At 66.7% G+C, this 26,268-nt stretch carries 21 protein-coding genes; 11 read left to right on the top strand and 10 right to left on the bottom strand.

The features are described from left to right. Window positions 1–161 precede the first annotated feature (161 nt). Window positions 162–941 carry a class I SAM-dependent methyltransferase gene (locus ACFVVI_RS23620; RefSeq protein WP_387446859.1) on the bottom strand — a complete coding sequence of 260 codons (780 nt, stop codon included), beginning with the start codon at window positions 939–941 and terminating at the stop codon, window positions 162–164. Window positions 942–1,384: 443 nt separating this feature from the next. On the opposite strand from ACFVVI_RS23620, the gene ACFVVI_RS23615 reads away from it, so the two are divergent. Continuing rightward, a complete protein-coding gene (locus tag ACFVVI_RS23615; protein WP_387446857.1) occupies window positions 1,385–2,644 on the top strand; it encodes a hypothetical protein in 1,260 nt (419 codons plus the stop codon). Between the two features lie 360 nt (window positions 2,645–3,004). Here ACFVVI_RS23615 and ACFVVI_RS23610 read toward each other — a convergent pair whose 3' ends face one another. The 3 genes from ACFVVI_RS23610 to ACFVVI_RS23600 form a co-directional block, all read right to left on the bottom strand. After that, window positions 3,005–3,292, bottom strand: a complete 288-nt coding sequence (locus ACFVVI_RS23610; RefSeq protein ID WP_387446855.1) for a hypothetical protein — start codon at window positions 3,290–3,292, stop codon at window positions 3,005–3,007. 206 nt (window positions 3,293–3,498) lie between these two features. Beyond that, window positions 3,499–3,891, bottom strand: a complete 393-nt coding sequence (locus tag ACFVVI_RS23605; RefSeq protein ID WP_387446853.1) for a carboxymuconolactone decarboxylase family protein — start codon at window positions 3,889–3,891, stop codon at window positions 3,499–3,501. Between the two features lie 47 nt (window positions 3,892–3,938). Then, a complete protein-coding gene (locus ACFVVI_RS23600) occupies window positions 3,939–4,544 on the bottom strand; it encodes a TetR/AcrR family transcriptional regulator (RefSeq protein ID WP_378989662.1) in 606 nt (201 codons plus the stop codon). 98 nt (window positions 4,545–4,642) lie between these two features. Here ACFVVI_RS23600 and ACFVVI_RS23595 point away from each other — a divergent pair, with 98 nt between their 5' ends. The 5 genes from ACFVVI_RS23595 (at window position 4,643) to ACFVVI_RS23575 (ending at window position 9,658) form a co-directional block, all read left to right on the top strand. Next, entirely contained in the window at window positions 4,643–5,977 is a 1,335-nt protein-coding gene (locus ACFVVI_RS23595; protein WP_387446851.1) for an alpha/beta hydrolase family protein, read from the top strand. Further along, window positions 5,974–6,939, top strand: coding sequence for a fumarylacetoacetate hydrolase family protein (locus ACFVVI_RS23590; RefSeq protein WP_387446849.1), 966 nt, complete (start codon window positions 5,974–5,976; stop codon window positions 6,937–6,939). The genes ACFVVI_RS23595 and ACFVVI_RS23590 overlap by 4 nt, the downstream gene beginning before the upstream one ends. Before the next feature lie 7 nt (window positions 6,940–6,946). Continuing rightward, complete coding sequence (locus ACFVVI_RS23585) at window positions 6,947–7,711, top strand: MBL fold metallo-hydrolase (RefSeq protein ID WP_387446847.1); 765 nt, start codon at window positions 6,947–6,949, stop codon at window positions 7,709–7,711. A 9-nt stretch (window positions 7,712–7,720) separates the two neighbouring features. Beyond that, on the top strand, window positions 7,721–8,824 hold the full coding sequence (locus ACFVVI_RS23580) for an MCE family protein (RefSeq protein WP_387447022.1): 1,104 nt from the start codon (window positions 7,721–7,723) through the stop codon (window positions 8,822–8,824). A 516-nt stretch (window positions 8,825–9,340) separates the two neighbouring features. After that, complete coding sequence (locus ACFVVI_RS23575) at window positions 9,341–9,658, top strand: VOC family protein (RefSeq protein ID WP_387446846.1); 318 nt, start codon at window positions 9,341–9,343, stop codon at window positions 9,656–9,658. A gap of 133 nt (window positions 9,659–9,791) precedes the next feature. Here the strand turns inward: ACFVVI_RS23575 and ACFVVI_RS23570 are convergent, their stop codons facing one another. The 3 genes from ACFVVI_RS23570 to ACFVVI_RS23560 form a co-directional block, all read right to left on the bottom strand. Next, a complete protein-coding gene (locus ACFVVI_RS23570) occupies window positions 9,792–11,204 on the bottom strand; it encodes a phytoene desaturase family protein (protein ID WP_387446844.1) in 1,413 nt (470 codons plus the stop codon). Window positions 11,205–11,246: 42 nt separating this feature from the next. Next, window positions 11,247–13,046, bottom strand: a complete 1,800-nt coding sequence (locus tag ACFVVI_RS23565) for a DUF3556 domain-containing protein (RefSeq protein WP_387446843.1) — start codon at window positions 13,044–13,046, stop codon at window positions 11,247–11,249. 91 nt (window positions 13,047–13,137) lie between these two features. Further along, window positions 13,138–14,577 (bottom strand): class I adenylate-forming enzyme family protein, encoded by a 1,440-nt coding sequence (locus ACFVVI_RS23560; RefSeq protein WP_387446842.1) that lies wholly within the window; start codon window positions 14,575–14,577, stop codon window positions 13,138–13,140. A gap of 161 nt (window positions 14,578–14,738) precedes the next feature. On the opposite strand from ACFVVI_RS23560, the gene ACFVVI_RS23555 reads away from it, so the two are divergent. Next, window positions 14,739–16,019 carry a PucR family transcriptional regulator gene (locus ACFVVI_RS23555; protein ID WP_387446840.1) on the top strand — a complete coding sequence of 427 codons (1,281 nt, stop codon included), beginning with the start codon at window positions 14,739–14,741 and terminating at the stop codon, window positions 16,017–16,019. Window positions 16,020–16,138: 119 nt separating this feature from the next. Here ACFVVI_RS23555 and ACFVVI_RS23550 read toward each other — a convergent pair whose 3' ends face one another. Beyond that, the gene (locus ACFVVI_RS23550; protein ID WP_378989652.1) at window positions 16,139–16,861 is read right to left on the bottom strand and encodes a PaaX domain-containing protein, C- domain protein; all 723 of its coding nucleotides are present in this window, start codon (window positions 16,859–16,861) and stop codon (window positions 16,139–16,141) included. Between the two features lie 62 nt (window positions 16,862–16,923). Between ACFVVI_RS23550 and ACFVVI_RS23545 the strand changes: the two genes are divergently transcribed. Both ACFVVI_RS23545 and ACFVVI_RS23540 read left to right on the top strand, forming a co-directional pair. After that, a complete protein-coding gene (locus ACFVVI_RS23545; protein ID WP_387446838.1) occupies window positions 16,924–17,787 on the top strand; it encodes an SDR family oxidoreductase in 864 nt (287 codons plus the stop codon). A gap of 147 nt (window positions 17,788–17,934) precedes the next feature. Beyond that, window positions 17,935–21,237 carry a protein kinase gene (locus ACFVVI_RS23540; protein WP_387446837.1) on the top strand — a complete coding sequence of 1,101 codons (3,303 nt, stop codon included), beginning with the start codon at window positions 17,935–17,937 and terminating at the stop codon, window positions 21,235–21,237. A gap of 187 nt (window positions 21,238–21,424) precedes the next feature. Here ACFVVI_RS23540 and ACFVVI_RS23535 read toward each other — a convergent pair whose 3' ends face one another. Beyond that, window positions 21,425–22,054: a TetR/AcrR family transcriptional regulator gene (locus ACFVVI_RS23535; protein WP_378989648.1), complete on the bottom strand. Its 630-nt coding sequence runs from the start codon at window positions 22,052–22,054 to the stop codon at window positions 21,425–21,427. 203 nt (window positions 22,055–22,257) lie between these two features. Here ACFVVI_RS23535 and ACFVVI_RS23530 point away from each other — a divergent pair, with 203 nt between their 5' ends. Beyond that, window positions 22,258–23,823, top strand: coding sequence for an FAD-dependent monooxygenase (locus ACFVVI_RS23530; protein ID WP_387446835.1), 1,566 nt, complete (start codon window positions 22,258–22,260; stop codon window positions 23,821–23,823). A 101-nt stretch (window positions 23,824–23,924) separates the two neighbouring features. Here the strand turns inward: ACFVVI_RS23530 and ACFVVI_RS23525 are convergent, their stop codons facing one another. Continuing rightward, window positions 23,925–24,335 carry a MarR family winged helix-turn-helix transcriptional regulator gene (locus ACFVVI_RS23525; protein ID WP_378989646.1) on the bottom strand — a complete coding sequence of 137 codons (411 nt, stop codon included), beginning with the start codon at window positions 24,333–24,335 and terminating at the stop codon, window positions 23,925–23,927. A gap of 77 nt (window positions 24,336–24,412) precedes the next feature. Between ACFVVI_RS23525 and ACFVVI_RS23520 the strand changes: the two genes are divergently transcribed. Then, a complete protein-coding gene (locus ACFVVI_RS23520; protein WP_387446834.1) occupies window positions 24,413–26,233 on the top strand; it encodes an ABC transporter ATP-binding protein in 1,821 nt (606 codons plus the stop codon). The last annotated feature ends 35 nt before the right edge of the window (window positions 26,234–26,268 follow it).

Genomic DNA, 26,268 nt, shown 5'->3' with positions numbered 1-26,268 from the left:
GGCTCGCGGGGGCATACAGGCTGCAGGAAGTGAGCAGTAGCAGGCGGACGTTCCGCCGACGTCGGATCGGTACGGTCAGTTGATTTTCCTACGCACCGCGCTGGCCGCTTCGGTCAGCGCGGCATGCGGCATGCGGCGTGGGTTTGATATCACGGGCCAGGTCAGTGCTCGGTCCTGGCGATTGCCAATAGGTGTGCGCTTGCGTTGATCAGCAGCGGGTCCTGTTCCAGTAGCCGTGCACAGTGCAGTGCTGCTGTTACGAGGGATCGAAAGCTGTTTTGTCCGGCGTGATCGAGTGTGGGCCAGGCCGGGCCTTCGACGCCGTAGGTCACGACATCAATGAGACCGGCTGCTTCCAGCTCGGTACGGAGCTCGTCTGCCGTATGCCAATGAGTCCGAACGAACCCGACGTGGCCGTCGTAGTCACCTGTGGCGATCACCTCGCCCACCGCAGCTGTCAGTGTGTCGTCGAGGGTGCCGTTTGTGCCAGTCTCCAGGGCCGACAGGTAGCGACTGATCGCGGCCGCGACCAGGATGCCTCCGGGACGAAGCACGCGTACGGCCTCGGACAAAGCTGTTGTCCGGTCGACGGATTCGGTGAGGTGGTACAGCGGTCCGAGCAGCAGAACGGTGTCGAAGCTGTTGTCGGGGACAGGTAGTCGCCGCGCATCGCCCAGCTCGGCGGTCACCCCAGGTAGCGTCGCAGCCGTCTCGACGTGTCCAGGTACTGGATCGACGAGGTGCACGATGTGACCGTCGTTCGCCAACCATTCGGCGTGGACCCCGGTCCCCCCACCGACATCGAGCACTCTCATCGAAGCCGTGAGGACACGGCGGATCAGTTCTTGTGTGCGAAGGAACTCCAGACGGCCGTGAGGGGACCTGGACAGGCGATCGTCCTCCGAGGCGCCGGAGTAGTGCTGTGCGAGATCAGAAGTCATGCCAAATACTCGGCCGGCGCAGTACACGGCGGCAACGGATTATCAGATCAAACACTTTCAGCGCTGTGCCGACCTGCAGATACACAGCTCACAGACGAGTAAACCCGGACAATCTGTTGGTGTACGCACTCGGGTCGGCGCGGAAACATCGCGGCTGCCTCACGTCCGCAACTCCGAACCTATCTTGCGGACAAGGGTTAGTCACCGCACCCTCCTCACGCCCGGCCACCGAGCTGTGTAGCGGTGGCGCACCCGATGGACTGCTCCGCGACCCGACGCGGCGACCGTCGGCGGCCCAAGCCCACAGGACGGCGCACCTGGCACCGCTTCTCGAACTCCATTCACCAGCCTAACGCGCGTCCGCGTACTTCCGATCTCACAGTGCCCCATACGGTTCCGCACTCATCAACCTCAGGGTCTTAGCAGAGATGGAAGAATGCGGTATGCCTTCAACCGCATCAAACCGTCTGCACATTGTGGTGCTATCTGCGCACGAGCTCGACGACCAGATGGACCTTGGGCGCGACACCATCAGTTTCGCAGTCGATCGCGGTTCCGAGAGTCCCGGTCTCGGCCGGGTAGCGGTCGTCGTCACGCATGGCCATCGCGGCAAGGTCGGCATCACACATCTTGGATGGGTGAAGTCTGGCCCACGACGGACGAACCTGGACTCGACATGGGTACTCAGTGCGGTTCACGAGCTGTCAGATCCGATTTCGTTCTCAGAGATCGAAGCTGAGCTCGGTCGTTCGTCGGGCGGCGTCTTGAAGGCCGCAAGAAGCCGACGAGGAGGAGCCCTAACACTCGCGGGCTCGTCCAAGCTCCGCGCTGCGCTCCAATCGCGAGTCGCGGAAAACGAGTGGCCTGGGATAGACGGCACGCCCGAGTGGATGACGCCGAGGATCGACGGGAACATCCGGCAGGACCATACCAACGCAATCGGCACTGCTTTGATGTTCAGCGACATGGACATTGGAGAGATGCGCTATGCGCCACTCCCCGGCGAGAGTCCCCTAAGGCAGCTTCGGCTCAGCCCATCAGAGGCAAGCCTCATCGACAACGACCTACGCAACTTTCCAGGCATGAACGGCGAGCCCCATGCCGAAGACATCGTCCGCTTCACTGACGAGGAGCACACCCTCGATGTTATGAATGTCAACGCCACTGGAATCGAAGCCGCAACCGGCGTCGACCTGATCTACTTTAGCCACGACTATGACTGCTACGTACTTGTGCAGTACAAGCGCATGGATAGTGAAGCTGGCGCGCGTATCGCTGGTGTCGACGCGAGACTCCCGAATCAACTCCGGCGAATGGTCGCCTTCGACGCTCTGAGTCACATGCAGTCGGGCGGGCCAGAACCCACTACCTTCAGACTTGGGGCAGGTGCGACCTACACAAAGTTTGCGTACCCAGTCGTGTCCCCACAGAAGGAAAGTGACCTAACGAACGGAATGTACGTACCTTCCGAGCTACTGAAGCGCTTGCACGACGGCGGTCACTTGATCGGACCGCGGGGCGGGGCAGCGATCACTCACTCCAACCTCAGACGGTGGCTCAGCAACAGCCAGTTCGCAGCGTTGGTAAAGATGGGATGGGTAGGCAGCAGTGGCCTGTCCGCTGCTGATATCAACGACTTTGTCAGCTCAAGCTTGACCGACGGGCGAATCGCGGTGATCGCAGCCCACTCGTCGGCCAGTTAAGGATCGTGCCGCTGACCGTGATGTGCGAGCGAGTGCGTCAGATCGCATCCGTTGGGCGTTGGCTGATCCGCACCCACACTCGTCGAGCTCGCGCCGGTTCGTCCAAGCCGGAAACTGGCGCAGAAAATGCAACGCTGTGGCGATTCCACGACTCACCGCGTTCCGCCAACCGCGCGCTACTGGGCCCGTGCGCCTCGCAACGGCCCGCTTCGGTGGTGGGCAGTGTTAGCGCTGGCAGCGTCGACAATGCGTGACTACCGCCCTATCCACACACTGTGGTGGTTGGCGACGTGGAATCCGTCACGATGACGGCCGCGCAGCACACCAGTACGGGTCCGGCCTTCGACGATTTGGAGGCCATTAGCCCAACACGCTGATCTGCACCGGCAGCAGGAACACCGCGCCCGACACCCCACCGTGCGCAGCTCGACTGAGGCAGGCACCATCATCGGCCATCATGTCGAGGATCGACTCTCTGTCCCACACCATGGCGGATGCGCCGAACTCGCGAAATTCCGAGGCCAGTAGTGCAGAGGATTCCTCGCTGGAGTTGCGAATCTTGCGGTCGGCCAACCTCAGCTCGACTGACACCACATACGCGATCTCGGAATCATCGCTCGAGAAACTCACGTGGGTCAGCTTTCGCATTCGAGCACAAGCGGCAATCGATTTTCCGTGCTGTGTCAACGTCAAACGCAGGATGCTCCCTCTTCGGCAGTACAGGATGTCTGACAGTCTCGTCGAGTACAGAATGTTCCATAGGCGTCAGAAGGCCGAAACTGATCAGTGTACGCCTCGGAGACTCGAGTGCGAGTTCGCTGCGCGGCAAAAGGTTCGACCTGCTGCGGGGTTGGTCAGAGTTGATCGAATTCCTGCTGGGCGATCCGCATGGCGGCCAGTGCCGCGGGTGCGCCGCAATATCCGGCGGTGTGGATGATCGACTCGGTGATCTGCGCGCGCGTGAGCCCGTTGTTGAGCGCGCCTCGCACGTGGCCGGCGAGCTCGTCGTGTGCTCGTAACGCTGTGAGGATTCCCAGGTTGAGCAGGCTGCGGTCGCGGCGATCCAGACCAGGCCGATTCCATACCGCGTCCCAGACATGCTCGGTGACGAAGCGCTGAAGGTCTGCCGATTCGCTGCCGGAGGTCCGGGCCAGCGCCTGGGCAACGTACTCCTCACCCATGACTTCTTCGCGGGTGCGCAGGCCGTTGGTGTAGGCCGAAGGCTGCCGGGGTTCGGGATCAGTCATGTACTACCTGTTCGTCGAGGGGTATCGGAGGCGTCATGGGCGGTCGCTCATTCGGCCGGATCGGACTGCAACGCGCGGATCACCCGGATGACGTGCTGGTCGACGAACCGTTCGTCCATCGGTTCGCGGGTGAGGAAGTGGCGGAAGTGTATCGGCGCGATGAGGGTTTCGACGACGGTCCGGGTATCGGTGCCGGCGGGTAGCTCGCCGCGTTCGACCGCCCGGGCAACCATGGCCCGGTTGGCTTCGTAGCGGGTTTCCCAGAAGGTGTTCCGTGCTCGGGCGATGTCTTCGGAGTCGCTGATGAACGCCAGTGCGCGCGCAAGACCGGTACCCAGAGGGCTATCGAGGTAGGCGATGAGTGCGGTGGCGAAGAAGGAAAGGTCTCCGCGCAACGACCCGGTGTCCGGCAGCGGCAGGGTGCGCTCGCTCGCGCTGAGCATCACATCGAGCACCAGGTTCTCCCGCGTTCCCCATCGCCGGTAGATGGAGCTGTCGCGGACACCGGCGCGGCGGCTGATATCGGGGATGCCGACCTTGTCCACGCCGTGTTCTTCGACAGCGTCGAGCACGGCGCGATGCACGGCTTCGCGGACCTTCGCCGCCCGTCCTCCGGGTCGACGCGGCGGCTCGATGTTCTCGGCTTCCGACATAGCCCCATGCTAAAGCAGAGCTTCTTGCTTTTGGCTATCGCTGTGCCTACGCTCACAAAAGCAGAAACATCTGCGATTAGAGATCGAGAGGCACAACGATGACGTCAGTGCGGGAGATCGGCAAACGAGTGCTCATCAGCGCTCGCGCGATGACTCACACCACCGAGCGTGCGGCCCGGCGGGTCGGCGTGGCGGGATTCCTGCCCCGGTTGTTCGCCGAGAGGTTCACCCACCTCGGCGGGATCGACACCGAGGAATTCCAGCGTCAGCTGCACGGTTGCCGGTCCTTCGACGACACCCGCTGGACCGGGTACTGGCAAGACTTCGCTCGCCAACACTTCGCGCGGGCCGACACGGCGTTGCTGCGCCTGGGCGGGCCGTCGACCGACCAACTGCTCGACCCCGCCGCGCCATTGGACCTGCATGCTCTTGGCGAGTTGCTCTCACCAGCGGTAACGATCCTGGCCGACCGAGGGCCGGTGGCCGATCCCGAGGCAGTCGACCGATTCTGTGCGGCTCATCCCGACGCCGCCGATGCCGCGATCGCGATCGACGGGCTGATCAAGGCGTTGGTGTACGAGTTCATCGCCGCCTGGCCGGGGTTCAGCCCGGCCAGGCTCGTCGCCTACGAGCGCTCGCACCGGCTGTGCGAAGTGCTGCTGGGTTCGCTCGACACCGCGATGGGAGTGCGTATCGAAATGGTGCGAATTCCGGTCGGCGCTCAGACTGTGCGTGGAATGCTGATGCTTCCAGCCGGTGTGGAGTCGGTACCGACGATCCTTGTCACCAACGGGCTGGAAGGCACCATCGCCGAAGCGCTACTGCCGCTGTTGTCGCGGCGTGACGCCGGCATGGGCGTATTCGTGATGGAGATGCCCGGCACCTACTCGTATACCGAGCCGCTGAGCATCGACGCCGAGACCATCTACTCGACCGTCATCGATCACCTGTGCGCTGACCCGCGCCTGGATGCGCAACGGATCGGCATGCTGGGCTTCAGTTTCGGAGCCTACTGGTCGACGCGGATGGCCGCCGTCGACCCGAGGCTGACGGTAGCAGTGTCCAACGGCCCGCTCGCTGACCGCAGTTTCGGGCTGCTCAACTCGATCGGCATGCCCGAGATCATGGTCTCCGCACTGGTCTCGACCCTTGGTGCTCGAGGCCCTGCCGACTTGTCGAGCAAATTGGCGACATTCTCACTCGCCCAGCACTATCGCCGGATCGACATCCCACTGTTGGTGATCAACGGCGCCCGCGACACCCTTGCCTCCACCCAGGACTCGATCGACATCGCCATCGCCGCACCGGACGCGCAATTGGTGCTCTATGCCGAGGACGACCACTGTGCCATGGGCCACGCCGAGCAGTGGACAGCACTGTCGACGAAATTCCTTCGCGATCACCTACGTGTGGGCGTCGAGGTCACCGCATGACCCACCCACACGATCGGGCCACTGCGGCGATCCCTCGGATGCGGCGCATCCTCGATCGCAACACACACCGAATCGATACCCAGATCGAATATGGCACGGGATGGCGCACCGAGTCCGAATCCGATGGTAGCCAGGGGTTCCCGAGGATCGAGCCCGCCTTTACCCTCGATTTCGAGCTAGCGCGCTACGACGCCCTCGGGCTGGACGACGGGGCCCTCGTCCTGCCGGTGTGCCCGGCCTCGTTCCGCGATTTCATGATCTTCGAAAGGCACGCCGTCGACGCCGCGCGCGGTCTGGCCCGCCGATTCTTGCCTGCGGGCTCCCGCGTCGCCACCGCGTACGAGACACTGACCCGGCGCACTTTCCCGCCGTTCCGGCCGCACGCGCTCTGGTACCGGCAGCCGATCTACTACATGTCCAACGCCTTGACCATCGTCCCCTCCGGGTTGCCGGTTGCTGCCCCGAACTACACGCGGGCACTGGATTTCGAACTCGAACTCGGCGTCGTGCTCGGTGTTCCGCTGCGCGACGCCACCGTCGAACAGGCGGCCGCCGCGATCGCCGCAGTGGTGGTGATCAACGACTTCTCCGCCCGCGACGTCCAACTCGCCGAAATGCGTTCGGGGTTCGGACCGCAACGATCCAAACACTTCCTCACCTCGATGTCGGCGACCGCGGCCGCCGGGCCCGCGCTCATCGATCGGCTCGACCGATTGACCGCCACGGTCACGATCAACGGAGAGACAGTGGCGCGCACCGGAACACACAATGCCCGGTACTCGATGGCCCAAGCCATCGCGCACGTGTCCTGCAGCGAACAGCTCTACCCCGGCGAACTGCTGTCGACCGGCACCTTGCCCGGTGGAAGTGGGATGGAACTGGGCCGCTGGCTCGCCCCCGGCGACCATCTGCGCCTGGAAATCGACGGCATCGGCATCATCGAACACGACATCCAGAAGTAGGCCCGAGATGAAAATCGATCAGGTTTCCGACTCCGTCCATGTCGTAGCCGGCACCAACGTCAACTGGGCACTGATCAGCGACGATTCCGGGATCACCGTGATAGACGCCGGATACCCCGCTGACGCCGCCGACGTGCTCGGTTCTGTCCGGCAGATCGGCGGTCGGCTTGCCGATGTTCGGGCCGTGCTGATCACCCATGCCCATCTCGACCACATCGGTGCGATCCCGGCGCTCATCGAGCAGTTCGGCATGCCGGTCTACACCGGCGCCGAGGAAGTGCGCCACGCCAAACGCGAATACCTGCAACAGATCACGCCGATCGGAATGCTCGAACAACTCGCCACCCGCCGCGGCCGCCGTTGGGTCGCACACACCCTGCGCGCGGTCCACGGCCACATCGGCACGGCCATCCCACAAGCTGAGGCGGTCGAGCCCGCCACCCTGGCGGCACTGCCCGGCGGACTCGTCGCGATACCCACCCCCGGGCACACCAGCGGCCACACCGCCTACCTCCTTCCCGCCGAAGGCGTGCTGTTCTCCGGAGACGCACTCGTCACCGGGCATCCGCTGCTACCTCACGTCGGCCCCCAGTTGCTACCGGCGGTGTTCAATCACGACGAAGCACTCACCTACGACACCGCTACGACTCTCGCAACGGTGCACGCCCACACCCTGGTTCCAGGACACGGACTGCCCAGCAGTTTCGACGGACCGTCCATCGCCACAGCTTTGGGGCCGCGACCACCACTCACCGACACTGACAACAAATAGATGGAACCAATGAGGTACCTGCGCAGCACCGTGTACAGATCCTTCCGCCCTCTGGGCCTGGCAGCGGCGTCCATCGCGATCGTCAGTTGTTCCATACCCGGCCAGGTGAACGACCCGCTCGGCCGCTCGACCAAGATCACCGCCGACTTCGAGAACATCGCCGGCATGTACGAGGGCAACGAGATCATGGTCCTCGGTCTCGCGGTCGGCAAGGTCGACAAGATCGTGCCCAAGGGCACCTATGTCGAGGTCCACATGACCATCGACGCCGGCGTCAAGGTCCCGAAAGACGCGATCGCGGCGATCATTTCGCCCTCGATCGTCACCGATCGCCACATCGAGGTGAGCCCGCCGTTCACCGGCGGTGAGACACTGAAGTCCGGCGATCACCTGCCCAAGGCACGCACCAGGACCCCGGTCGAGCTGGACACGATGATCAAGACCATCGACCAGTTCGCCGCCTCGCTCAAGCCCGAACCCGGCCAGGAGGGTCTGGGCCCGCTGTCGGGCCGGGTGCTCTACCCGGTGCTCAACGGCAACGGTCAGAAGATCCGCGAAACCCTCGACGCGCTCTCGGGTGCGCTGAAGGTCGGTGTCGACAACAAGGACGCCATCGCCAACATCATCATCAAGCTCAACGAGCTCACGACGATGCTGGCCGACAACGATCAGTCGGTGCGCGACTTCAGCGACCGGGTGACCGCCATGTCGGGGCTGCTCGCCGACCAGGCGCCCGGTCTGCAGGCCACCCTCGATCAGCTCAACCAGTTCCTGAACAACACCTCGACGACCTTCGCCGGGCATCAGGAAGAACTGGCCGCCTCGCTGACCGGCCTGACCACCGTGACCAACCAGTTGCGCGCCAACTCCGGTGCGATGGTCGAGATCGTCGACGTGGTGCCGCTGCTCATGCAGAACATCGACGGCGCCATGAACAAGCAGGAGGGCTTCGTGCGCATACACGCCCTGATCGGCACCGCCCTCTCCGGCGAGATCGTCAGCGTGTTCTGTGAGCGGATCCAGATGAAGTCCGATGGCTGCCGCTCCGGAAACATGCACGACTTCGGCCCCGACTACGGGCTCACCGCCGCACTGCTCGGACTGACGAAATGACGAAACGCTGGACCACTAGATCGCGGGGGAATCGTCGCAGAGCCGACACGATGACAGACATGCCCGGTGGCGATCGACGGGGTTGAAGTAGCACGGCTGCTGGTCCCGCGAGACTTTCCGCAGACTCGGGCAGCGTGGCTAGGCGGCAGCGTGGCTCTCGGAATGGCTACGGCGACTTCTGATCTGGATATCACCGTATTGATGCATGGTTCATCGGCGTCCTACCGTTCATCGATACATTTCGGTGAGTGGCCGGTGGAGCTGTTCGTACAGACTGAAGACTCACTGGAGCATTTTCGCTCCAAGGAGCACGCCGTCCGGAAGCCGAGCACGACGGGTACACAGTCGGTCGTCCCCCTACATGATCGGCATTGAGTGCGTTCTGACGTGGCGGTTCGGATGTTCCTCCAGGCGCTGGATGACGGCAAGCAGTACGCTTGTCCTGCAAGAGATGTCAGGAGGGGATCCGTGATTCACCACGTACAAGTCGCTTGTCCGCCAGGCGCCGAAGGTCGCATGCGGTCGTTCTACACCGGTGTCCTCGGCTGGGCCGAACTCCCCAAACCTCCGCTGCTCGCTGCCCGAGGCGGCTGCTGGTTCACGGTTCCGGGAGTGGGCGGCCCGGATGGGGAATTGCACGTGGGCGTCGAGGAACCCTTCCATCCTGCGCGCAAAGCTCATCCCGCCTTCATCGTTGACGTGGACGCCCTCGCGTCCGCGGTCACGGCGGCTGGACACGAAGTCCACTGGGCTGATCCCGCCGAGATTCCCGGCCGCCGCCGATTCCACACAACCGACCCGGTGGGCAACCGTCTCGAGTTTCTGGGCGGCTAACCAGTTGCTGCTCAGACATACTCTCCGAGTACCCCTGCAAACCTCGCGCTCATCGCCATGAGCCGACGTTCGGGCACCGCTGGTGGTGGCATACGTGATGGGTCAGCCACCATTGTCGGTCCTCGAATATTGGTTACCTCAGCCGTCGCAGTGCTCGTTCGGCGGCGTTGGCACCGCACATGCCGTGCGCGCCGGGGCCGGGCGGGGTCGCCGCCGAGCACAGGTAGTGGCCTGGGAGGCCGGTGTCGTAGGGCTGCAGGGTTTTTCGGGGGCCGAAGACCAGCTGCGGGATGTTCTTGGCGCCGGTCATGATGTTGCCGCCGACGTAGTTGGGGTTGTAGTCGGCGAATTCTGTGGTGGTGCGGGTGGTCAGGCCGACTACGCGGTCTCGGAAGCCGGGTGCGAAGCGTTCGATCTGGGCGATGATCGCTGCGGTGGCGTCGCCGGTGTAGCCGTTGGGGACGTGGGCGTAGGTCCAGACGGGGTGAACCGATCCTGCCGATCGCTGAGGGTCGGCGAGGTATTGCTGGCCGACCAGGACGAAGGGGCGCTGAGGCATTCGGCCGGCGTGGATGTCACGTTCGCCCGCGGCGATCTCGGCGAAGGAGCCGCCCAGGTGCACTGTGCCCGCGCGGTGGGCGGCCTCGGCGGTCCATGGGATACCGCCGTCGACGGCGAAGTCGACCTTGAAAGCGCCGGGGCCGTAGCGGAATCGGTGGTAGGCGCGCGCGATTCGAGTGGGGAGTCGGTCACCGAGGATCTCCGCGACCGATGTCGGGGCGAGGTCCCAGATGGTGATGTCGGACGGCGGTAGGTCGGCGACCGAGCGCACGCGGACGCCGGTCTCGACCTTTCCGCCGTGGTCGGCCAGTACCGCGACCATGCTGTCGGCGATCCGCTGGGATCCGCCGACCGCGACCGCCCAGCCGTATCGGTGTCCCGCCGTCAGGATGCCGAGCCCGACGCTGGCGCTCAACGGGCGTTCGAGGGGTTGGAAGGCGTGTGCGGCGACGCCGCCGAACAAGGCCCGTCCCGCTTCGGTTCGGAAAGCTCGCGCGAGCAGTGTGGCGGGTGCGGTCGCCGGAATGCCGAAGCGCGCCAGTCGGATCGGATGGCGAGGAACGCGCAGCAGCGGGCGCATGATGTCGGCATCGAACACGTCGTAGCCGGCGACCGGGCGTTCGAACAGCGTGCGCCACAGCCGTTCATCGGCGCCGAGGCCCGTGGCGGTCTCGGTGACCGAGCGGTGCAGCACACCGGCGGTGCCGTCGTCGAGGGGGTGGACGCAGTCGAGTTCCGACCACGCCCACCGCAATCCGTACCGTTCCAGGTCGATGCGCCGCAGGAACGGCGAGCCCACGGCCATCGGGTGGATGGCCGAGCAGTGGTCGTGCAGCAGACCGGGCAGGATCGCCTCGCTCGAGCGGGTGCCGCCGCCGATCGTGTCGGCCGCTTCGAGAACCGTCACCTCCACGCCCGCGCGGGCCAGGGTGATGGCCGCGGCCAGCCCGTTGGGGCCGCTGCCGACCACTGTCGCCGTTGTCATCGACGTGCCTTTCTCTTGGTCGAGATATCGTCCGGTGCTCGGCTATTCGGCCGGAGCCACCACACCCTGCCGCGGTGCGGTGACGTCTTCACGCCGCCAGGTCACGGTGTGCGCGATGGGACCGTCCGGCAGCCACGGCAACGCCTCGACCGCGTCGGCCACCTCCCATGTTCCGCGTTCGATGACGCCCAGCGCCGCGTCGACCACCATGTATTGCTGCGTGCTCTTGTGTACCGGCTGCGACTCCACCCACACCACGATCCATTCTCCCGGAGCGAAGCCGACCCGTGCCTGCACCGCGTCGATCAGGTCCAGGTTGTGCAGGTGGCCGTCGCCGAAGTTGAAGCCGATCAGCGAGTTGCAGGCGAACTCGGCTTCGCGCACGGTCCAGCGATCGATGTCGGGAAGGTGCTTGTACAGCAGGGAGAACAGGCCGCGGCCCTGACTGTGCATGGAACGCCAGGCGATGGTCTGCTGCATGGTGATCTCGGCGACCGCGGGCGGGTAGCCCATGGCCAGCAGCTGGTCGACCTGGTTGTCGGCGGGGCGGTGCGCGATGGTGTTGAGCTTCGCCTCGGCCCCCGGCGCGAAGGCCCACAGCGCCGAGGCCCAGTTGCCGGCGTACTGACGCATGGACGGCAGGAACGACACCAGGTCGGGACGCAGGTTACCCAGCACAGGGAAGAAGGCGAGCCCGGCCGCGATCGCCACCGTCAGCCACGGCGACGACATGTCGAATACCCCGTACCCGTCCGAGTTCGGGAACCCGAGGAACAGGAACACGGTGAGGTAGGCGAACAGGATGTTCCACTCCAGCGGCACGGCCAGCGGGAAGGTGGAGGTGATGAACAGGTGGAAGATGACCATCATCGCGACACCGGCCAACGTGAGCCAGTGGTTCGTCGAGAACAGCAACACGATCGGGGTGAGCACCTCCACGGCGGTACCACCGACATGGGCCATGAACGCCGCCACCCGCGACGGGCGGATATCGCGCGGAAAGTCGCGGTAGTGGGCGCGTTTGATCGACCGGAACGGCATCGACGGGCTGTTGGACACCATCGGGGGCACCACATTGGTGAAGTGCTTGCCGAACTTCGAAACTCCCGCGCCGACCCACACGATCACGATCAGCAGCTTGGCCGCGATGATCATGTCGGTGAACGGCAACACCGCGAAGAACAGCAGCGCGGGCAGATACTGCTCGCCGCGAGCCGCCAGGAAGATCGTCTTGTCCCGCAGCCCGCACAGGATGTAGAGCACGATCGGCGCGATCAACAGCACCGGCCTGACCAGCCCGGAGGTGTTGTCCGGCAACGCTTCCAGCAGTGCGGCGGTGGTCCGGCCCGGTGCGACCAGGGCGATCACCAGCGACGCGAGAAAGCCCAGATACAGGACCACGTCGAGGGCGGTGCGCGAGTCACCGTTGGTGAACGGCACCCGATACCAGGGCCGCAATCGGATACTTCCCCGTCGGGCGAAGTACAGGATGCCGCCGGTCATCGGCTTGAACTTGCCCGCCAGCGGTCCCCAGGAGCCCGCGACGCCGAGGGCTTCGAGCAGCACCGTCCACAGGACCAGCTTCTGGTAGACCACCGGTTGGTTCCACCACTGCGCCACATCCCAGAACGGTCCGGTGCCCGACGTCGCCGTCGCGATCGCGATGCCGCCGACGATGTAGAGCACGAGCACTTTCGCGAGATACACGGTGTGGATCATCTTCGGCGTACCGAATCCGTATTCCGCCCAGTGCAGTGCCAGCGTCCGTATACGTTCGCGCAGCGGCAGATCCAAGAATGTCTCGGTGTCCACCGGCGGGAAGTCTCCCGTCTTGAATCCCATGGCTCGATCCCTTTCTTCCGGCTTCCGGGCGCGAGTGACCGCGACCGAAAGGGGTGTCTTTCGTTCGAAGTGGATTGCGGTGCACAACCGCTCAGGTGCGCGCGGCCGAGAGCCGCAGCTGCTTCTTGTCGATCTTGCCGACCGGATTGCGTGGCATCTCCGCGGTCAACACGATCGCGGCGGGAACCTTGAACGCCGCGAGTTCCACGCGGCAGTGTTCGATCAGCTCTTCGACGGTGACCGTGGCCTGCGGCGCGGGCACCACGTGGGCGACCGGCACCTCGCCCAGCACGGCGTCGGGCACACCGACTACCGCGGCTTCGTGAACAGCGGGATGACGGTAGAGCGCGTTCTCGATTTCCTTGGGGTACAGGTTCTCGCCCGCCCGGATGATCATGTCCTTGATCCGGTCGACCAGAACCAGATAGCCGTCGGCGTCGAAGTAGCCGACGTCGCCGGTGTGCAGCCAGCCGTCCACGACGGTTTTCGCCGTCTCCGTCGGCCTGCCGAGGTAGCCGCGCATCACGTTCGCTCCGCGAATGACGACTTCGCCGGGTTCGCCGGGCGCCGACAACGCGCCGCCGACATCCATGATCGCTACGGTCTGACCGGGCAACGGGATCCCGACAGTCCCCGGCTTCCGTTGGCCCGCTACGGGATTGAGAGTCGACGCACAGGTCCCCTCGGACAGACCGTAGCCCTCGACGATCGGCACACCGAAGCGCTGCTCGAACCGGGCGATGAGCTCGGCGGGCATCGGCGCGGCACCGCAGATCGCCAAGCGCAACGAGGAGTTGTCGGGCCGAGGACCGTCGGGCTGGGCCACCAGCATCGCGTAGATGGCGGGCACCGCCGAGAAATAGGTGGGCCGGACCCGCTCGACCGTGCCGAAAAAGCCTGAGGCGGAGAACTTTCCGGCGATGGTGGTGCGTCCGCCCGCCAGCAGTGGCGACAGCACGCTGACCACGATGCCGTTGACGTGGAACAGCGGCAGGATCAGCAGGCTGTGGTCGGTCTCGTTCAGGCCGAGCGAGTCGATGATCATCGCGCACATGGCGGCGAGGTTCTCGTGACCGAGCAGCACACCCTTGGGCCTGCCCGTGGTGCCGCTGGTGTAGATGATCAGGGCGAGATCGTCAGAGGACGCGGCGGCGACGGGACCGGCGTGCTCGGCCAATTCCGTGATGTCGAGAGTGATTGCGGGCCTGCCGGATTCGCCGAGGACAACGGCGGCGCCGGAGTCTTCGACCTGGTACCGGATGTCGTCGTCGGTGAGCCCCGGATTCACCGGAGTGACGGCCGCACCGAGTCGCCAGGCCGCGAACAGGGCCACCACGAGGTCTACGCGGTTGGGCAGCACCACCGCGACGACGTCGTCGGACCGCACGCCCTCACGATGCAGGACCGACGCAGCGGCATCGACCCGAGCATGGAACTGCGCATTGGACAGTGTGACGGTGTCGTCGGCGATGCAGGGTCCGTGCGGGTCGGCAGCGGCTCTGACCTCGGGCAATTCGGCGATGTGTCGCATGATTCCTCACCGGTGGCGAATGTGATCTGAGTTACATCACTCACGGTAGGACGCGAATCAGGCGCCGACTACGGGCCCGCAGCCCAGCGTTGCGCCGACGTGTTGTGCCACGGGCACAAACAGCGCCACACAGGTGAGCGTCGGGGGTACTGTCTGCGGCCATGGCCCACGACAACGATCCACTGGTGCGTGCGGTGGCGGGCCGGATCAAAGCCGACCTGGACCACCTGTCACCGAGGATGACCACGATGTTCACCGAGGTCATCCCCGAATTCCGGCACGACGACGAAGTGCGCAGGCTGATGGTGGCCAGCACGGAGTCCAACCTGTCCGCGATCTTGGACATACTCACGCTGGCCATCGGCCTCGACGACATCACCGTGCCGCCCGCCGCCGCCGAATACGCCCGCCGCTTCGCCCAGCACGATCTGTCGCTGGAGGCACTGCTGCGCGCCTACCGGCTCGGCGAGAACATGTTCGTCCAGTGGACGATGACGCTGCTGGCCGAACTGAATCCGCCCACCGACGTGGCGATGGCCACCGCGGCCCGCATCGCCTACCTGGTCAACAGCTATATCGACCAGGTGATCGAGGGCCTGATCGATATCTACGAGAGCGAGCGCCGCCGCTGGGACGCGCGCACCGACGCCGCCCGTGCCGCACAGGTGCGCGCCGTCGTCGACGCCGATGATCTGGACGTGGGCTCGGCCGAGCAGATGCTGTCGGCCTCCCTGCGTGGCTGGCACCAGTTCGCGACGCTGTGGACACCACCGGGAACCCGCGATCCCCGCGCGTCGCTGCGCGCGGGCACCGCCCTGCTGGCGGCCGCGACCGGCAAGACGCCGATGACCGTCGAGGTCGACGATCACAACCGGTGGGTGTGGATCTCCTCGGTGGCCCGACCCGTGCTCGACACCGAACAACTCGCCCACGATCTGCGGGCCCATCCGAATCTGTCGATCACCCTGGGCGATCCGGCTACCGGCCTCGAAGGATTCCGCCAGACCTTCCTCGACGCGCAACAAGCCCGCGCCGTCGCCCTGACCAGGCGAGAGCACGGACTCACCGTCCATTCCGACGTGGCGTTGACCGCCCTGTTCGCCGACCGGGTGCCCGAGATGCGGGTGTGGGCCGAGCGTGTGCTCGGCGCACTGCTGGGCACGGACGAGACAGCAGCGCGGTTACGCGAGACCGTCCGCGCGTTCCTCGACGCCCGTGGCAGCTACACCGACGCCGCCGCGCGGCTGCACGTCCACAAGAACACCGTCCACTACCGGGTGCGCAAAGCCGAAGAGCTGCTCGGACATCCGCTCGGCGAGCGCAGGCTCGACATCGAAGTGGCCCTGCTGACCTGCGCGCAACTGGGGATCCCCGAGGCTCCCCGCGAGCCCCGGCGAAGCCGTCGCAGGTCGGCCGAGACCACCGTGGACGACGCGACCTGACGACCGGTTGGTCACCGAGACCTTCGATTTCGGCGACCTCGCCAAGGCCGTCGACTACTGCGCCGGCGAGAACGGCGCCCGCGCAGTCGTCCTCTCCTGACCTGCGGCGCCGGGACGGCTTACAGGTCGAGTTGTCTGATCCAGGCGAGATAGGCCGAGGTCTGTGCCCGGAGATCGTCGACCGGCCAGTCGTCGGGTTGCAGCGCCGCAGGAAGGGCGGGGTCGGTGGTGAGCAGGTCGAGCGCGGCGCATACCACCGCGAATCTTGCTGCCGGGTCAGGGTTTTCGATGTCGTCGAGCAGGGCGCGCCCCCGCGCCGACCAATCGGCCAGCGACCACAGTTCGGCGGTGAGGTCGGCAGCGTTCTCGACCGGCCGGAGTCGGAAATGGAGCGTGGTGGTAGCCAGGTCCGCGGGCAGCTCGCGGACGAGGTTGGCCGGTCGCAGCCAGACTCCCTCGCGAAGTTCTGCCAGGCGAAGCGAGAGCAGCCTGGCGCGCAGGGCCGCACGCTCGGCCGACGGCCGTCCGGCGGCGGTGATGACGACCTGCTCCCAGTCGCCGTCCCAGGGCCGAACGGGCGGGGCGGTGAGTTCGGTCCGGCGGGCGCGCAAGGCGGGGTCGAGCGTGTAGGCGCGCTGTTCGCGGATCAGCTCGCCCGCGGCCACCATCCGCGACACCGCGACACGCACCGTTGTCTCCGGATAGCCGACGGCGGTGGTGGCAGCGCAGATTTCACTCGAGGTGGTCGTCGGCGACTCGGCCGCTATCAGAATCCGGATCACCGCCGAACGGGCCGACACCGGACGGACCCGTGCGTCGAAGCCGGTAGCAGCGGATTTCACGAGACCGAGTCTACATATTTCACTATTGCCGCGACTGTCAGAAAACTGTAACGTCGCACGGTATGACCACGACCACATCCACGACCTCCTCGTTCCCGCTGACCGGGCGCACCATGATCATGTCGGGCGGCAGCCGCGGCATCGGGCTGGCGATCGCCGTCGCCGCCGCCCGCGAAGGCGCCAACATCGTGCTGCTCGCCAAGACCGATACGCCCGACCCCCGACTGCCGGGCACCGTCCACACCGCCGCCGCCGAGATCGAAGCCGCAGGCGGACAGGCACTCGCCGTGGTGGGCGATGTGCGCGACGAAGCCTCGGTAACCGACGCGGTGGCCCGCGCGGTCGAGCGTTTCGGCGGCATCGACTACTGCGTGAACAACGCCTCGGCGATCGCCCTCGCCCCCACCGAGGAACTGCCCATCAAGCGGTTCGACCTGATGCAGCAGATCCAGCTGCGCGGCACCTACCTGCTCTCGAGCGCCTGCCTGCCGCACCTGCGCCGCAGCGACAACGCCCACATCCTCAGCCTGTCGCCGCCGCTGAATCTCGCACCCGAATGGCTCGGCGCCTACCCCGCGTACATGCTCGCCAAGTACGGGATGTCGCTCCTGACGCTGGGCTGGGCAGCCGAATACGCCGAACACGGCATCGCAGGCAACTGCCTGTGGCCCGAGACCCTGATCGCCACCGCCGCGGTGCAGAACCTCCTCGGCGGCGACGACGCGATCGCCAAAGCCCGTACCCCGCAAATCATGGCCGACGCCGCGGTGGCGCTCCTGCGCAAGGACGCACGATCGGTCACCGGAAACACCTTCCTCGACGTCGACGTGCTCCGTGCCGAAGGCGTCACCGATCTCTCGCCCTACGGAGGCGCCGACGGGCTGGAATACGACATCTTCGTCGACCCGCCGCACAAGCGGGCCTGAGCCGCCCGCCCGCAGCGCGAACACCGGGGGTTTCGCCGACACCGGAAACGCGCCTGACGTCGTCGAACACGATGGGTTCCGGGGCTATCCTCGGTAGAGGGCGGCGCACCAGCGCACCGCCACGAGGTCGCACCGAATCGAGCCTGAATGGCCGAAAACTTGCCGACGCAGCGCAGCTCGGCCACCGGGATCGCGGCGGAACTGACCGCCGAGGGCTTCGAGGACGCCCAGGAGATCGGACGCGGCGGTTTCGGTGTGGTCTACCGCTGCGTCCAGCCCGATCTGGACCGCGTGGTCGCGGTGAAGGTACTGACCGCCGAACTCGACCCCGACGGATTGCAGCGCTTCGTGCGCGAACAGCAGGCGATGGGCAGGCTGTCCGGTCATCCCTACATCGTCGCGGTCTTCCAAGCGGGCACCACCCACGGCGGGCACCCCTACCTGGTGATGCCCTATCACGCACGCGGGTCGTTGGAACAACGTATCCACGCCGTCGGCCCGCTGGACTGGGCAGCGACACTGCGGTTGGGCGTGAAGATGGCGGGCGCCCTCGAGACCGCGCACCGGGCCGGGATCCTGCATCGTGACGTGAAACCGTCCAACATCCTGCTCAGCGACTACGACGAACCCGAACTCACCGACTTCGGGATCGCCCGGATCCAGGGCGGGTTCCACACGACGACCGGAATCGTCACCGGCTCCCCCGCTTTCGCCGCGCCGGAGGTCCTGCGCGGCGCGCAAGCCACCGCCGCCGCCGACGTGTACGGTCTGGGCGCCACGCTGTTCTGCGCACTCACCGGACATGTCGCCTACGAGCGGCGCGTCGGAGAGCAGGTGTTGTCACAGTTCCTGCGAGTCTCCGCGCAGCCCGGTCCCGATCTCACCGGCCAGGATGTGCCCGACGAGGTCAGAGCCGCCATCGAGCACGCGATGGCGACCGACCCCGCCGACCGGCCCGACAGCGCCGCCGCCTTCGGCGCGGAACTGGTTGCGGCCCAGCGCAGCACCGGCAGCCCCGTCGATGTCCTCCGGGTCCCGGATACCCAGCGCCCCGTCGCGGTGCCGATCGCACCGGCGGCCCGGGCCCGCGACCGCACCACCGCGCCTCCCACACCCGCCACGAAGTATCGCCCGCCGACTCCGGCGCGGGCGACTCTCGCCAGAAAGCGCCTGCTCGAGCACTTGCGCACCACCGAACGCACCCGGCTCACCGCCATCCACGCGCCCAGCGGATTCGGCAAGACCACGGTGGCCGCCCAATGGCACGACGAGCTGGTCGAGCACGGCGCCGCAGTCGCGTGGCTGACCGTCGACGAGGACGACGACAATGTCTCCTGGTTCCTCACCCACCTCGCCGAGGCGATCCGGCCCGCCGTCCCCGTGCTCGCCGACGATCTCGACCGGCTGCTGGAAGCCAACCCCGACGATCCGACCCGCGCCGTGCTGACCGCACTCGTCGACGGTCTGCACGCCGACGACCGGCGGGTGACGCTGATACTCGACGACTGGCAACGGGTCACCGCCCCCGCCTCGGTGGACGCGGTCCGGTTCCTGCTCGAGCACGGGTGTCACCATCTGCCCCTCGTCGTCACGAGCACCGAGCGGCTCGACCTGCCGTTGAGCAGGTTGCGCATCCACGGTGAGCTCGCCGAAATCGACGCCACGACACTACGTTTCAATCCCGACGAAGTACACGCGTTCCTCGCCGAAGCCGGCGGTGTGCACTTGGCCGCCGACGAGGTGGCCGCGCTGGCAGGCGCCACCGACGGCTGGGTCGCGGCACTACAGCTGACGGTGCTGTCGCTGCGCGCGGGTGAGGACCCGGCGCACTTGCTCGACAGCCTCGCCGCGCACCCCGACATCGGGGCGTTCCTGGCCGAGAACGTACTCGGCGCACTGGATCCGGACACCCTCGAATTCCTCATGACGACCTCGATCTGCGAGCGGATCTGCGGCGGACTGGCCACCGCCCTGACCGGCCGCACCGACGCCGCCGACCTCCTCGCCGATCTCGCCGACCGCGGTTTGTTCCTGCTGCCCACCGGCCCCGACCACCACTGGTACCGCTACCACCAGTTGTTCGCTGGTTATCTGTGCCGCAGGCTCGCCCAGGACCGCCCGGGCGAGATCGCGGGTCTGCGGCTGCGAGCCGCCGACTGGTTCGCGCACCATCACCTGCTCAACGACGCGGTCGACCAAGCGCTGGCCGCGCAGAACCCCGAACGCGCGGCCGATCTCGTCGAACAGGGCGCGGGTTACCTGCTGGAGCTGTCGAAAATGGTGATGCTGCAGGGCATTCTGGCAAAACTACCCGCCAGGGTGTGCCGGGCGAGGCCCCGTATCCAGCTGTTCGGCGTCTGGGTCAACCTGGTGCTGCGCAGACCCGCGGCCACCGCGTCCTCCCTCGCCCGCTTCGAGACCGCGCTGGCCGCGGCCCCACCCGCCGAGCCCGAGCGCACCGATCTGCGCGCGGAAGCGGACGTGGCGATCAGCGTCCGGGAGATGTTCGGTGACCGCGTATCCGAGCTCGACGGTCTGATCGGTGACGCGCTGGCCCGGCCCGACGACTTCTCCCCACGGATCCCCGGAGTGGCGGCCAATATCGCCAGCTTCGCGGCGATCCAGCGTTTCGACTTCGCCGAGGCGCGCCGGTGGCAGCTCTGGGCAGCGCCGTATCACGAGGCGACCGGCCCGTTCCTGTCGGTGTACGGGCGCTGTTTCGCGGGTGTGGCCGCCCGCGAACAGCTCGACATCATCGGCGCCGACGACCTGTTCACGACCGCGCTCGACACCGCACGCACGACCATGGGCGCCGCCGCCCACGCGACTCGCCTCGCGTGCGCTTTGCTGGGCGAATTACGTTATGAGACCGGTGATTTCGATATCGCGGCGGATCTACTGGAGCAGAGCAGGGAACTGTCCGCCGAAGGCGGCGGCGGAGTGGACATCATGCTCGCCACCTACGCGACCGGTGCGCGGGTACGAGCCCTGCGCGGCGACCGGGACGGCGCGCTGGAACTCCTCGACGAGGGCATGTCCCACGCCGAACTCTTGGATCTGCCGCGCCTGGCCGCCCGGGTCCGCAACGAGCGGGTACGTCTCGGCGTCGAACTCGATCCCACCGTGGCGGCGGCACTGACGAGCGCGCGCACGATCCGGCGTGACAACGGAACCGCCACTACCATCGATGAATTCGATGAGGACTCCGCGATCCGCGTGTTGCTGGCGACGGGTCGGCCCCGGTCGGCGATCGAGCGCGCCGAGAACTTGGTCGCCGGGATAGATGTGCAGCGCAGGCCGCTGGCCGCGCTGCGTGCCGGGTTCCTGCTCGGCAGCGCCCTGCGCCGGGCCGACCGCGCGAGCGAAGCCGATCGCATCCTCACACCGCTGATCCGCCGATGCGATCACCTCGGCCTGGTCCGCCTGCCAGCCGACGCGATGGCGACCTAGAGTTTTGCCCTGCGGCCCGGTTCAGGATCGATTTCTCTGCGCGACAAATCGACTCGGTAAACCATGACCGGGTAGTGCGGGTGGAGATCCGGGATGGGTCGGTGCCGGATGTCGCCGGCCCGCCATCGCAGCAGTCCGGTATCGGCGCAGATCAGGCCGCGGGCACGGGTTTCGCGGTGCACGAATGTCAGCGGTGTGGTCGTTTCTCGGCGGCATCGAGTGCGGGGGCGAGTGGTGCGAGTCCGGCGCGGAGCAGCTCCGGTAACGCGCCGGATGGCACGACGAGTCCGCTGCTCACGGGGGCCGGTTGGAGCCATCGTTCGAGGGTGACGCGAACCGCGGCGGTCACGCTGGCCGCGAGCACGCGGGCGGTGTGCGGGTCGATGTCGCCGAGGCGGGCCGCGATCGCGTCGGCGAGAGGATGTTCCATCGCGGTGGAGGTATGGACGAAGGCGTCACGCAGCGCGGGATGGCCGGCGATCAGGAGCAGCGCGTCACGACCGGATTCGTCCTGAGCGGTGTACTGATCCACGATCGCGTCGATGACGGCATCGGCGAGTCGGGCGGCGGGCCGAGCTGCCACTGCCGCCGCGACCCGTGTTTCCCGTTCCGTGGTGATGGCAGCGACGATCGCCTGTTCTCGACTGGAGAAGTAGTTGTTGTAGGTCCTGGGTGAGACGCCGGCGGCCTCGGCGATGTCGTCCACGCGCACGTTGTCCGGCCCGCGCTCGAGCGCAAGCCGAAGTGCCGCCTCGCACAGCGCCTCCCGGGTGGCCCGCTTCTTCTGCTCGCGCAACCCTGCCCGTCGTGTCGTCACCGCTTCAGTATTCCATCGACTTTGCGCACACGCAAAATTGCGTGCACGCACTTTTGTCCTCTAGTCTGGCCTCCTCATCCCCGACCGACAGGAACCAGGTCGATGAGAGGCAGGGGCGGCACGATCTCCCGTGCGCGCGTCGACCTGGACGAAGTCGAGCGCGAGCTGCGCGTCTTTCCATCCCGATGAAGGAGAAATCACCGATGACCGTCGATGTTGTGATCAGCGGAGCCGGCCCGAACGGGCTGATGCTGGCCTGCGAGCTGAGCCTGGCCGGGATCCGGCCGATCGTGCTGGAGCGACTACCCGAACCGAGCGAGGAACCGAAAGCCAACGGGCTGCTCGGCCAGGTCGTGCAACTGGTCGACAGGCGGGGTTTGTACGAGCGGCTCAGCGGCAGCCCGGCGCCGCCGCAACCGAACTCCACCTACTTCATGTTCGCCGCGATGGCCCTGGACCTGAGCCTGCTCGACGACAGCCCGGTCTTCGGGCTGGCGGCGCCGCAGCACCACATCGCACAGGTCCTGGAACAGCGTGCTGTCGAACTCGGCGCGGCGATCCGGCGCGGACACGAGGTCGTCGGCCTGGCACAAGACGACGACATGGTCACCGTAGACGTCGCGGGCCCGGACGGAACCTACCGCCTGCGGGCCCGCTATCTCGTCGGCGCGGACGGGGCGCACAGCGTCACCCGCAAGCTGTCCGGCATCGGATTCCCCGGTGTCACCTACGACCGCGCGACCAGCCGGGCGGCACACGCCACCGTCCCGGCCGACTGGGTGGACCCCACAACCGGCGTCCTGACCGTGCCCGGCTACGGAACCGTCCAACCATTCCTGCCACTGCGCACCGAGCACGGGGGCTTCTCCTACGCGCCGTTCCCCGGTCATTCGCCGCTCATCAGCACCATCGAGTGGGACCAGCCCGAGACCGACGCTCCCATGAGCCTCGACGAGCTTCGGGCCAGCGTCGACCGCGTACTCGCCGCCGACATCCCACTCGGCGCGCCCTCCGGCCAGGAACCGCACGTGCTGCGCCGGCTCAGCGGTGGCAACACCCGAATCGCCGACCGATTCCGAGACCGCCGCGTGTTCCTGATCGGCGACGCCGCCCACATCTACACTGCAGGAGGCGGCCCTGGGCTCAATCTCGGCCTGCAGGACGCGGCCAACCTCGGCTGGAAACTCGCCGCCGACATCCGCGGCAACGCCCCGACCGACCTACTCGACAGCTACGAGGCCGAACGTCGGCAAGCCGCCTCCCGCATGGTCACCTACGCCCAAGCACAATCCGCGCTGATCGCCCCGGGCAGCGACGTCACCGCCCTGCGCGAACTGTTCACCGAACTACTACGCGACCAGGACACCGTGCAGCGTCTCGCCGCCCTCACCGCAGGCGCCGACATCCGCTACGACACGGGCGGACCCGATACCCACCCGCTCATCGGCCGGTTCGCGCCGGACATGGAATTGACCACCCCGAACGGGACCGTCCGGCTGGCCGAGCTGACCAGGACCGCACGGCCACTGCTGCTCGACCTGACCGGGAACACGGGGTTGGCGGAAACGCTGCCCGAGTGGCACGACCAACTCGACATCGTCACCGCACGCCCCCAACCCGGATCACCCACCGCCCTGCTCCTGCGCCCGGACTGCTATGTCGCATGGGCAACCGCATCCCCGTGCCCGGACAGCGCGGACCGACAGGCGCTCCGCACGGCACTGCAGCGCTGTTTCCGCCCCACGAACCCGCCGGCATCTGACCGTTGACGGGTCGATAGTCCCTCATCCGTCACGACGACATGAAATCACCGGTAGGTCAACACCGCTCGACGTTCCGCGCTCAGCGCCGGATCGGGTGGATCTGCTCCTCACCCCCCGGCGACGAGCTTGCCGAGAATGTCGCGCAGCGAAGCGCGCTCATCGTCGGTGAGTCGTCCGAAGAAATCGTCGGCGTCCTTCGTCCGGGCGGCAGTCAAGGTTGCGAGAGTCCGCTTGCCCAGCGCGGTCACCGCCACGAGAATCGCGCGGCGGTCGGTCGGGTCGGGCCGTCGCGTGACCAGATCAGCTTCCTCGAGCGCGTCCACCACTTCCGTGGCCGACCGGGCGCTGATCCGCAACGCGTCCGCGATGGCCGACAGCCGGAGACCGTCGTGCTCGCCGGCCACGCGGAGCGCGCGGGCCTGGTGTGGCGTCAGACCCATCGGCGCGTACGCCGCCGACCAGCGCCGACGGAGCGTCCTGGCGACCTGCATCAGGAGATCGCTCTCGTTGTCGGGCATAAACCCGCCTCTCGCTTTGTTTCCCCTACCAGATAGTGAGGTAACCTCAGCATAAACACAACCCAAGGGGGTTGCAGATGGAAGTGAAAGTCTCCGCCGGCGGCGGCCGCGCCCGCCGACCCGACCCGGCCGATCGCGCACAACTGCGCGAGTCCCCCGTGTCCCTGCGCCGGATCGCCGCGCTCTTCGCGCCGTACCGGCTTCAGCTCACCCTGCTGACCGTCCTGATCGTGGCGGGTTCGACGATCGGCCTCGCCTCGCCGTTCCTGCTGCGACTGGTGATCGATGACGCGCTCCCCCAGCAGAACGTCCCACTCCTGCTCTGGGCCGTGGGCGGCATGCTCGCCGTCACCGTGCTCACCGCCGTGCTCGGCGTAGGCCAGACACTCATCTCCACCACGGTCGGGCAGCAGGTGATGCATGTCCTGCGTGCCGACGTGTTCCGCCACCTACAGCGGCAGTCGCTGGCGTTCTTCACCCGCACCCGTAGCGGTGAGGTCCAGTCGCGCCTGATCAACGATGTCGGCGGCATGCAATCCGTGGTCACCAGCACCGCGACCGCCATCGCGAGCAACGTCACCACCGTGGTCGGCACCGCCGTCGCGATGGCCGTGCTGTCGTGGCGGTTGTCGCTGCTGTCGCTGGTGGTGCTGCCGCCGGCAATCTGGCTGACCCGGCGCGTAGCGCTGCTGCGACGCGACATCACCGCCCAGCGCCAACGTCACCTCGCCGATCTACACGGCCAGGTCGAGGAAGGACTCTCGGTCAGCGGCGTCCAGCTGGGCAAGACCCTCGGCACCGGTCCTCTCGCGTCCGCGCAGTTCGAGCAGACCTCGCATGACCTGGTCGGCCTCGAAGTGCGCTCACAGCTCGCGGGCCGCTGGCGGATGGCCACCATGAGCATCCTCTTCGCGGCCATCCCGGCGCTGCTCTACCTCGCCGCCGGTCTTCCGGCGACCAGCAGCGGCATGACGATCGGCACCCTGGTCGCCTTCACCACGTTGCAGGCAGGGTTGTTCAGGCCGCTGATGGCTCTGCTCAATGTGGGTGTCGAAGTCACCAGCTCGATGGCGTTGTTCAGCCGGATCTTCGGCTACCTGGACCTTCCGGTCGAGATCGATGAACCTACCCAGCCGGTCGACCTCGACCCACGCGATGTCGTGGGCGAAGTCCGGTTCGAGGATGTCAGCTTCCGCTACGACGCCGTGGGCCCCGATGTCCTCGATGGCGTCTCGCTCGTCGTACCTCCCGGGTCGACGCTCGCTCTGGTCGGCGAGACCGGTTCCGGCAAGACCACCCTCGCCTCGCTCGTCGCGCGACTGCACGACGCGACCGGTGGCCGGGTGACCATCGACGGCGTCGACGTCCGTGACCTGGAGCTCGGCACCCTCGCTCGCATCGTCGGCGTGGTGTCGCAGGAGTCGTACCTGCTGCACACGACCATTCGTGAGAACCTTCGCTATGCCAAGCCCGGTGCGACCGATGCGGAGATCGAGCGCGCGGCCCGTGCCGCCCAGATCCACGAGCTGATCGCCTCACTGCCCCAGGGCTACGACACTGTGGTCGGGTCGCGCGGTCATCGGTTCTCCGGCGGTGAGAAGCAGCGGATCGCGCTGGCGCGCACCCTGTTGCGCGACCCTCGTGTGCTGGTACTCGACGAGGCGACGAGCGCCCTCGACAACGAGACCGAGCGTGCGGTGCAGGCAGCCATCGACGTGGTCGCCCAGGGCCGCACGGTCATCACGATCGCGCACCGGCTGAGCACCATCCGCGATGCCGACCAGATCGCGGTCCTCCACCATGGCCGGGTCGCCGAGCGTGGAAACCACCGGTCCCTCGTCGACGACGGAGGACGCTATGCCCGGCTCAACGGCGCCGCCGACGTCGTGGCGGCCTGATCGGTGCTGTGCCGTGGAATCTCGAATCAGCCTCC

The organism is Nocardia sp. NPDC058114, from assembly GCF_042884695.1.
In the GTDB taxonomy this organism is placed as follows: Bacteria; Actinomycetota; Actinomycetes; order Mycobacteriales; family Mycobacteriaceae; genus Nocardia.
This window is presented reverse-complemented; position numbering and strand designations above follow the sequence as displayed.

Bases quoted from the DNA above. Each gene is read 5' to 3' on its own strand.
- ACFVVI_RS23620 (WP_387446859.1), bottom strand. From the start codon at position 941: ATGACTTCTGATCTCGCACAGCACTACTCCGGCGCCTCGGAGGACGAT.
- ACFVVI_RS23615 (WP_387446857.1), top strand. From the start codon at position 1,385: ATGCCTTCAACCGCATCAAACCGTCTGCACATTGTGGTGCTATCTGCG.
- ACFVVI_RS23610 (WP_387446855.1), bottom strand. From the start codon at position 3,292: ATGCGAAAGCTGACCCACGTGAGTTTCTCGAGCGATGATTCCGAGATC.
- ACFVVI_RS23605 (WP_387446853.1), bottom strand. From the start codon at position 3,891: ATGACTGATCCCGAACCCCGGCAGCCTTCGGCCTACACCAACGGCCTG.
- ACFVVI_RS23600 (WP_378989662.1), bottom strand. From the start codon at position 4,544: ATGTCGGAAGCCGAGAACATCGAGCCGCCGCGTCGACCCGGAGGACGG.
- ACFVVI_RS23595 (WP_387446851.1), top strand. From the start codon at position 4,643: ATGACGTCAGTGCGGGAGATCGGCAAACGAGTGCTCATCAGCGCTCGC.
- ACFVVI_RS23590 (WP_387446849.1), top strand. From the start codon at position 5,974: ATGACCCACCCACACGATCGGGCCACTGCGGCGATCCCTCGGATGCGG.
- ACFVVI_RS23585 (WP_387446847.1), top strand. From the start codon at position 6,947: ATGAAAATCGATCAGGTTTCCGACTCCGTCCATGTCGTAGCCGGCACC.
- ACFVVI_RS23580 (WP_387447022.1), top strand. From the start codon at position 7,721: ATGAGGTACCTGCGCAGCACCGTGTACAGATCCTTCCGCCCTCTGGGC.
- ACFVVI_RS23575 (WP_387446846.1), top strand. From the start codon at position 9,341: ATGCGGTCGTTCTACACCGGTGTCCTCGGCTGGGCCGAACTCCCCAAA.
- ACFVVI_RS23570 (WP_387446844.1), bottom strand. From the start codon at position 11,204: ATGACAACGGCGACAGTGGTCGGCAGCGGCCCCAACGGGCTGGCCGCG.
- ACFVVI_RS23565 (WP_387446843.1), bottom strand. From the start codon at position 13,046: ATGGGATTCAAGACGGGAGACTTCCCGCCGGTGGACACCGAGACATTC.
- ACFVVI_RS23560 (WP_387446842.1), bottom strand. From the start codon at position 14,577: ATGCGACACATCGCCGAATTGCCCGAGGTCAGAGCCGCTGCCGACCCG.
- ACFVVI_RS23555 (WP_387446840.1), top strand. From the start codon at position 14,739: ATGGCCCACGACAACGATCCACTGGTGCGTGCGGTGGCGGGCCGGATC.
- ACFVVI_RS23545 (WP_387446838.1), top strand. From the start codon at position 16,924: ATGACCACGACCACATCCACGACCTCCTCGTTCCCGCTGACCGGGCGC.
- ACFVVI_RS23540 (WP_387446837.1), top strand. From the start codon at position 17,935: ATGGCCGAAAACTTGCCGACGCAGCGCAGCTCGGCCACCGGGATCGCG.
- ACFVVI_RS23530 (WP_387446835.1), top strand. From the start codon at position 22,258: ATGACCGTCGATGTTGTGATCAGCGGAGCCGGCCCGAACGGGCTGATG.
- ACFVVI_RS23525 (WP_378989646.1), bottom strand. From the start codon at position 24,335: ATGCCCGACAACGAGAGCGATCTCCTGATGCAGGTCGCCAGGACGCTC.
- ACFVVI_RS23520 (WP_387446834.1), top strand. From the start codon at position 24,413: ATGGAAGTGAAAGTCTCCGCCGGCGGCGGCCGCGCCCGCCGACCCGAC.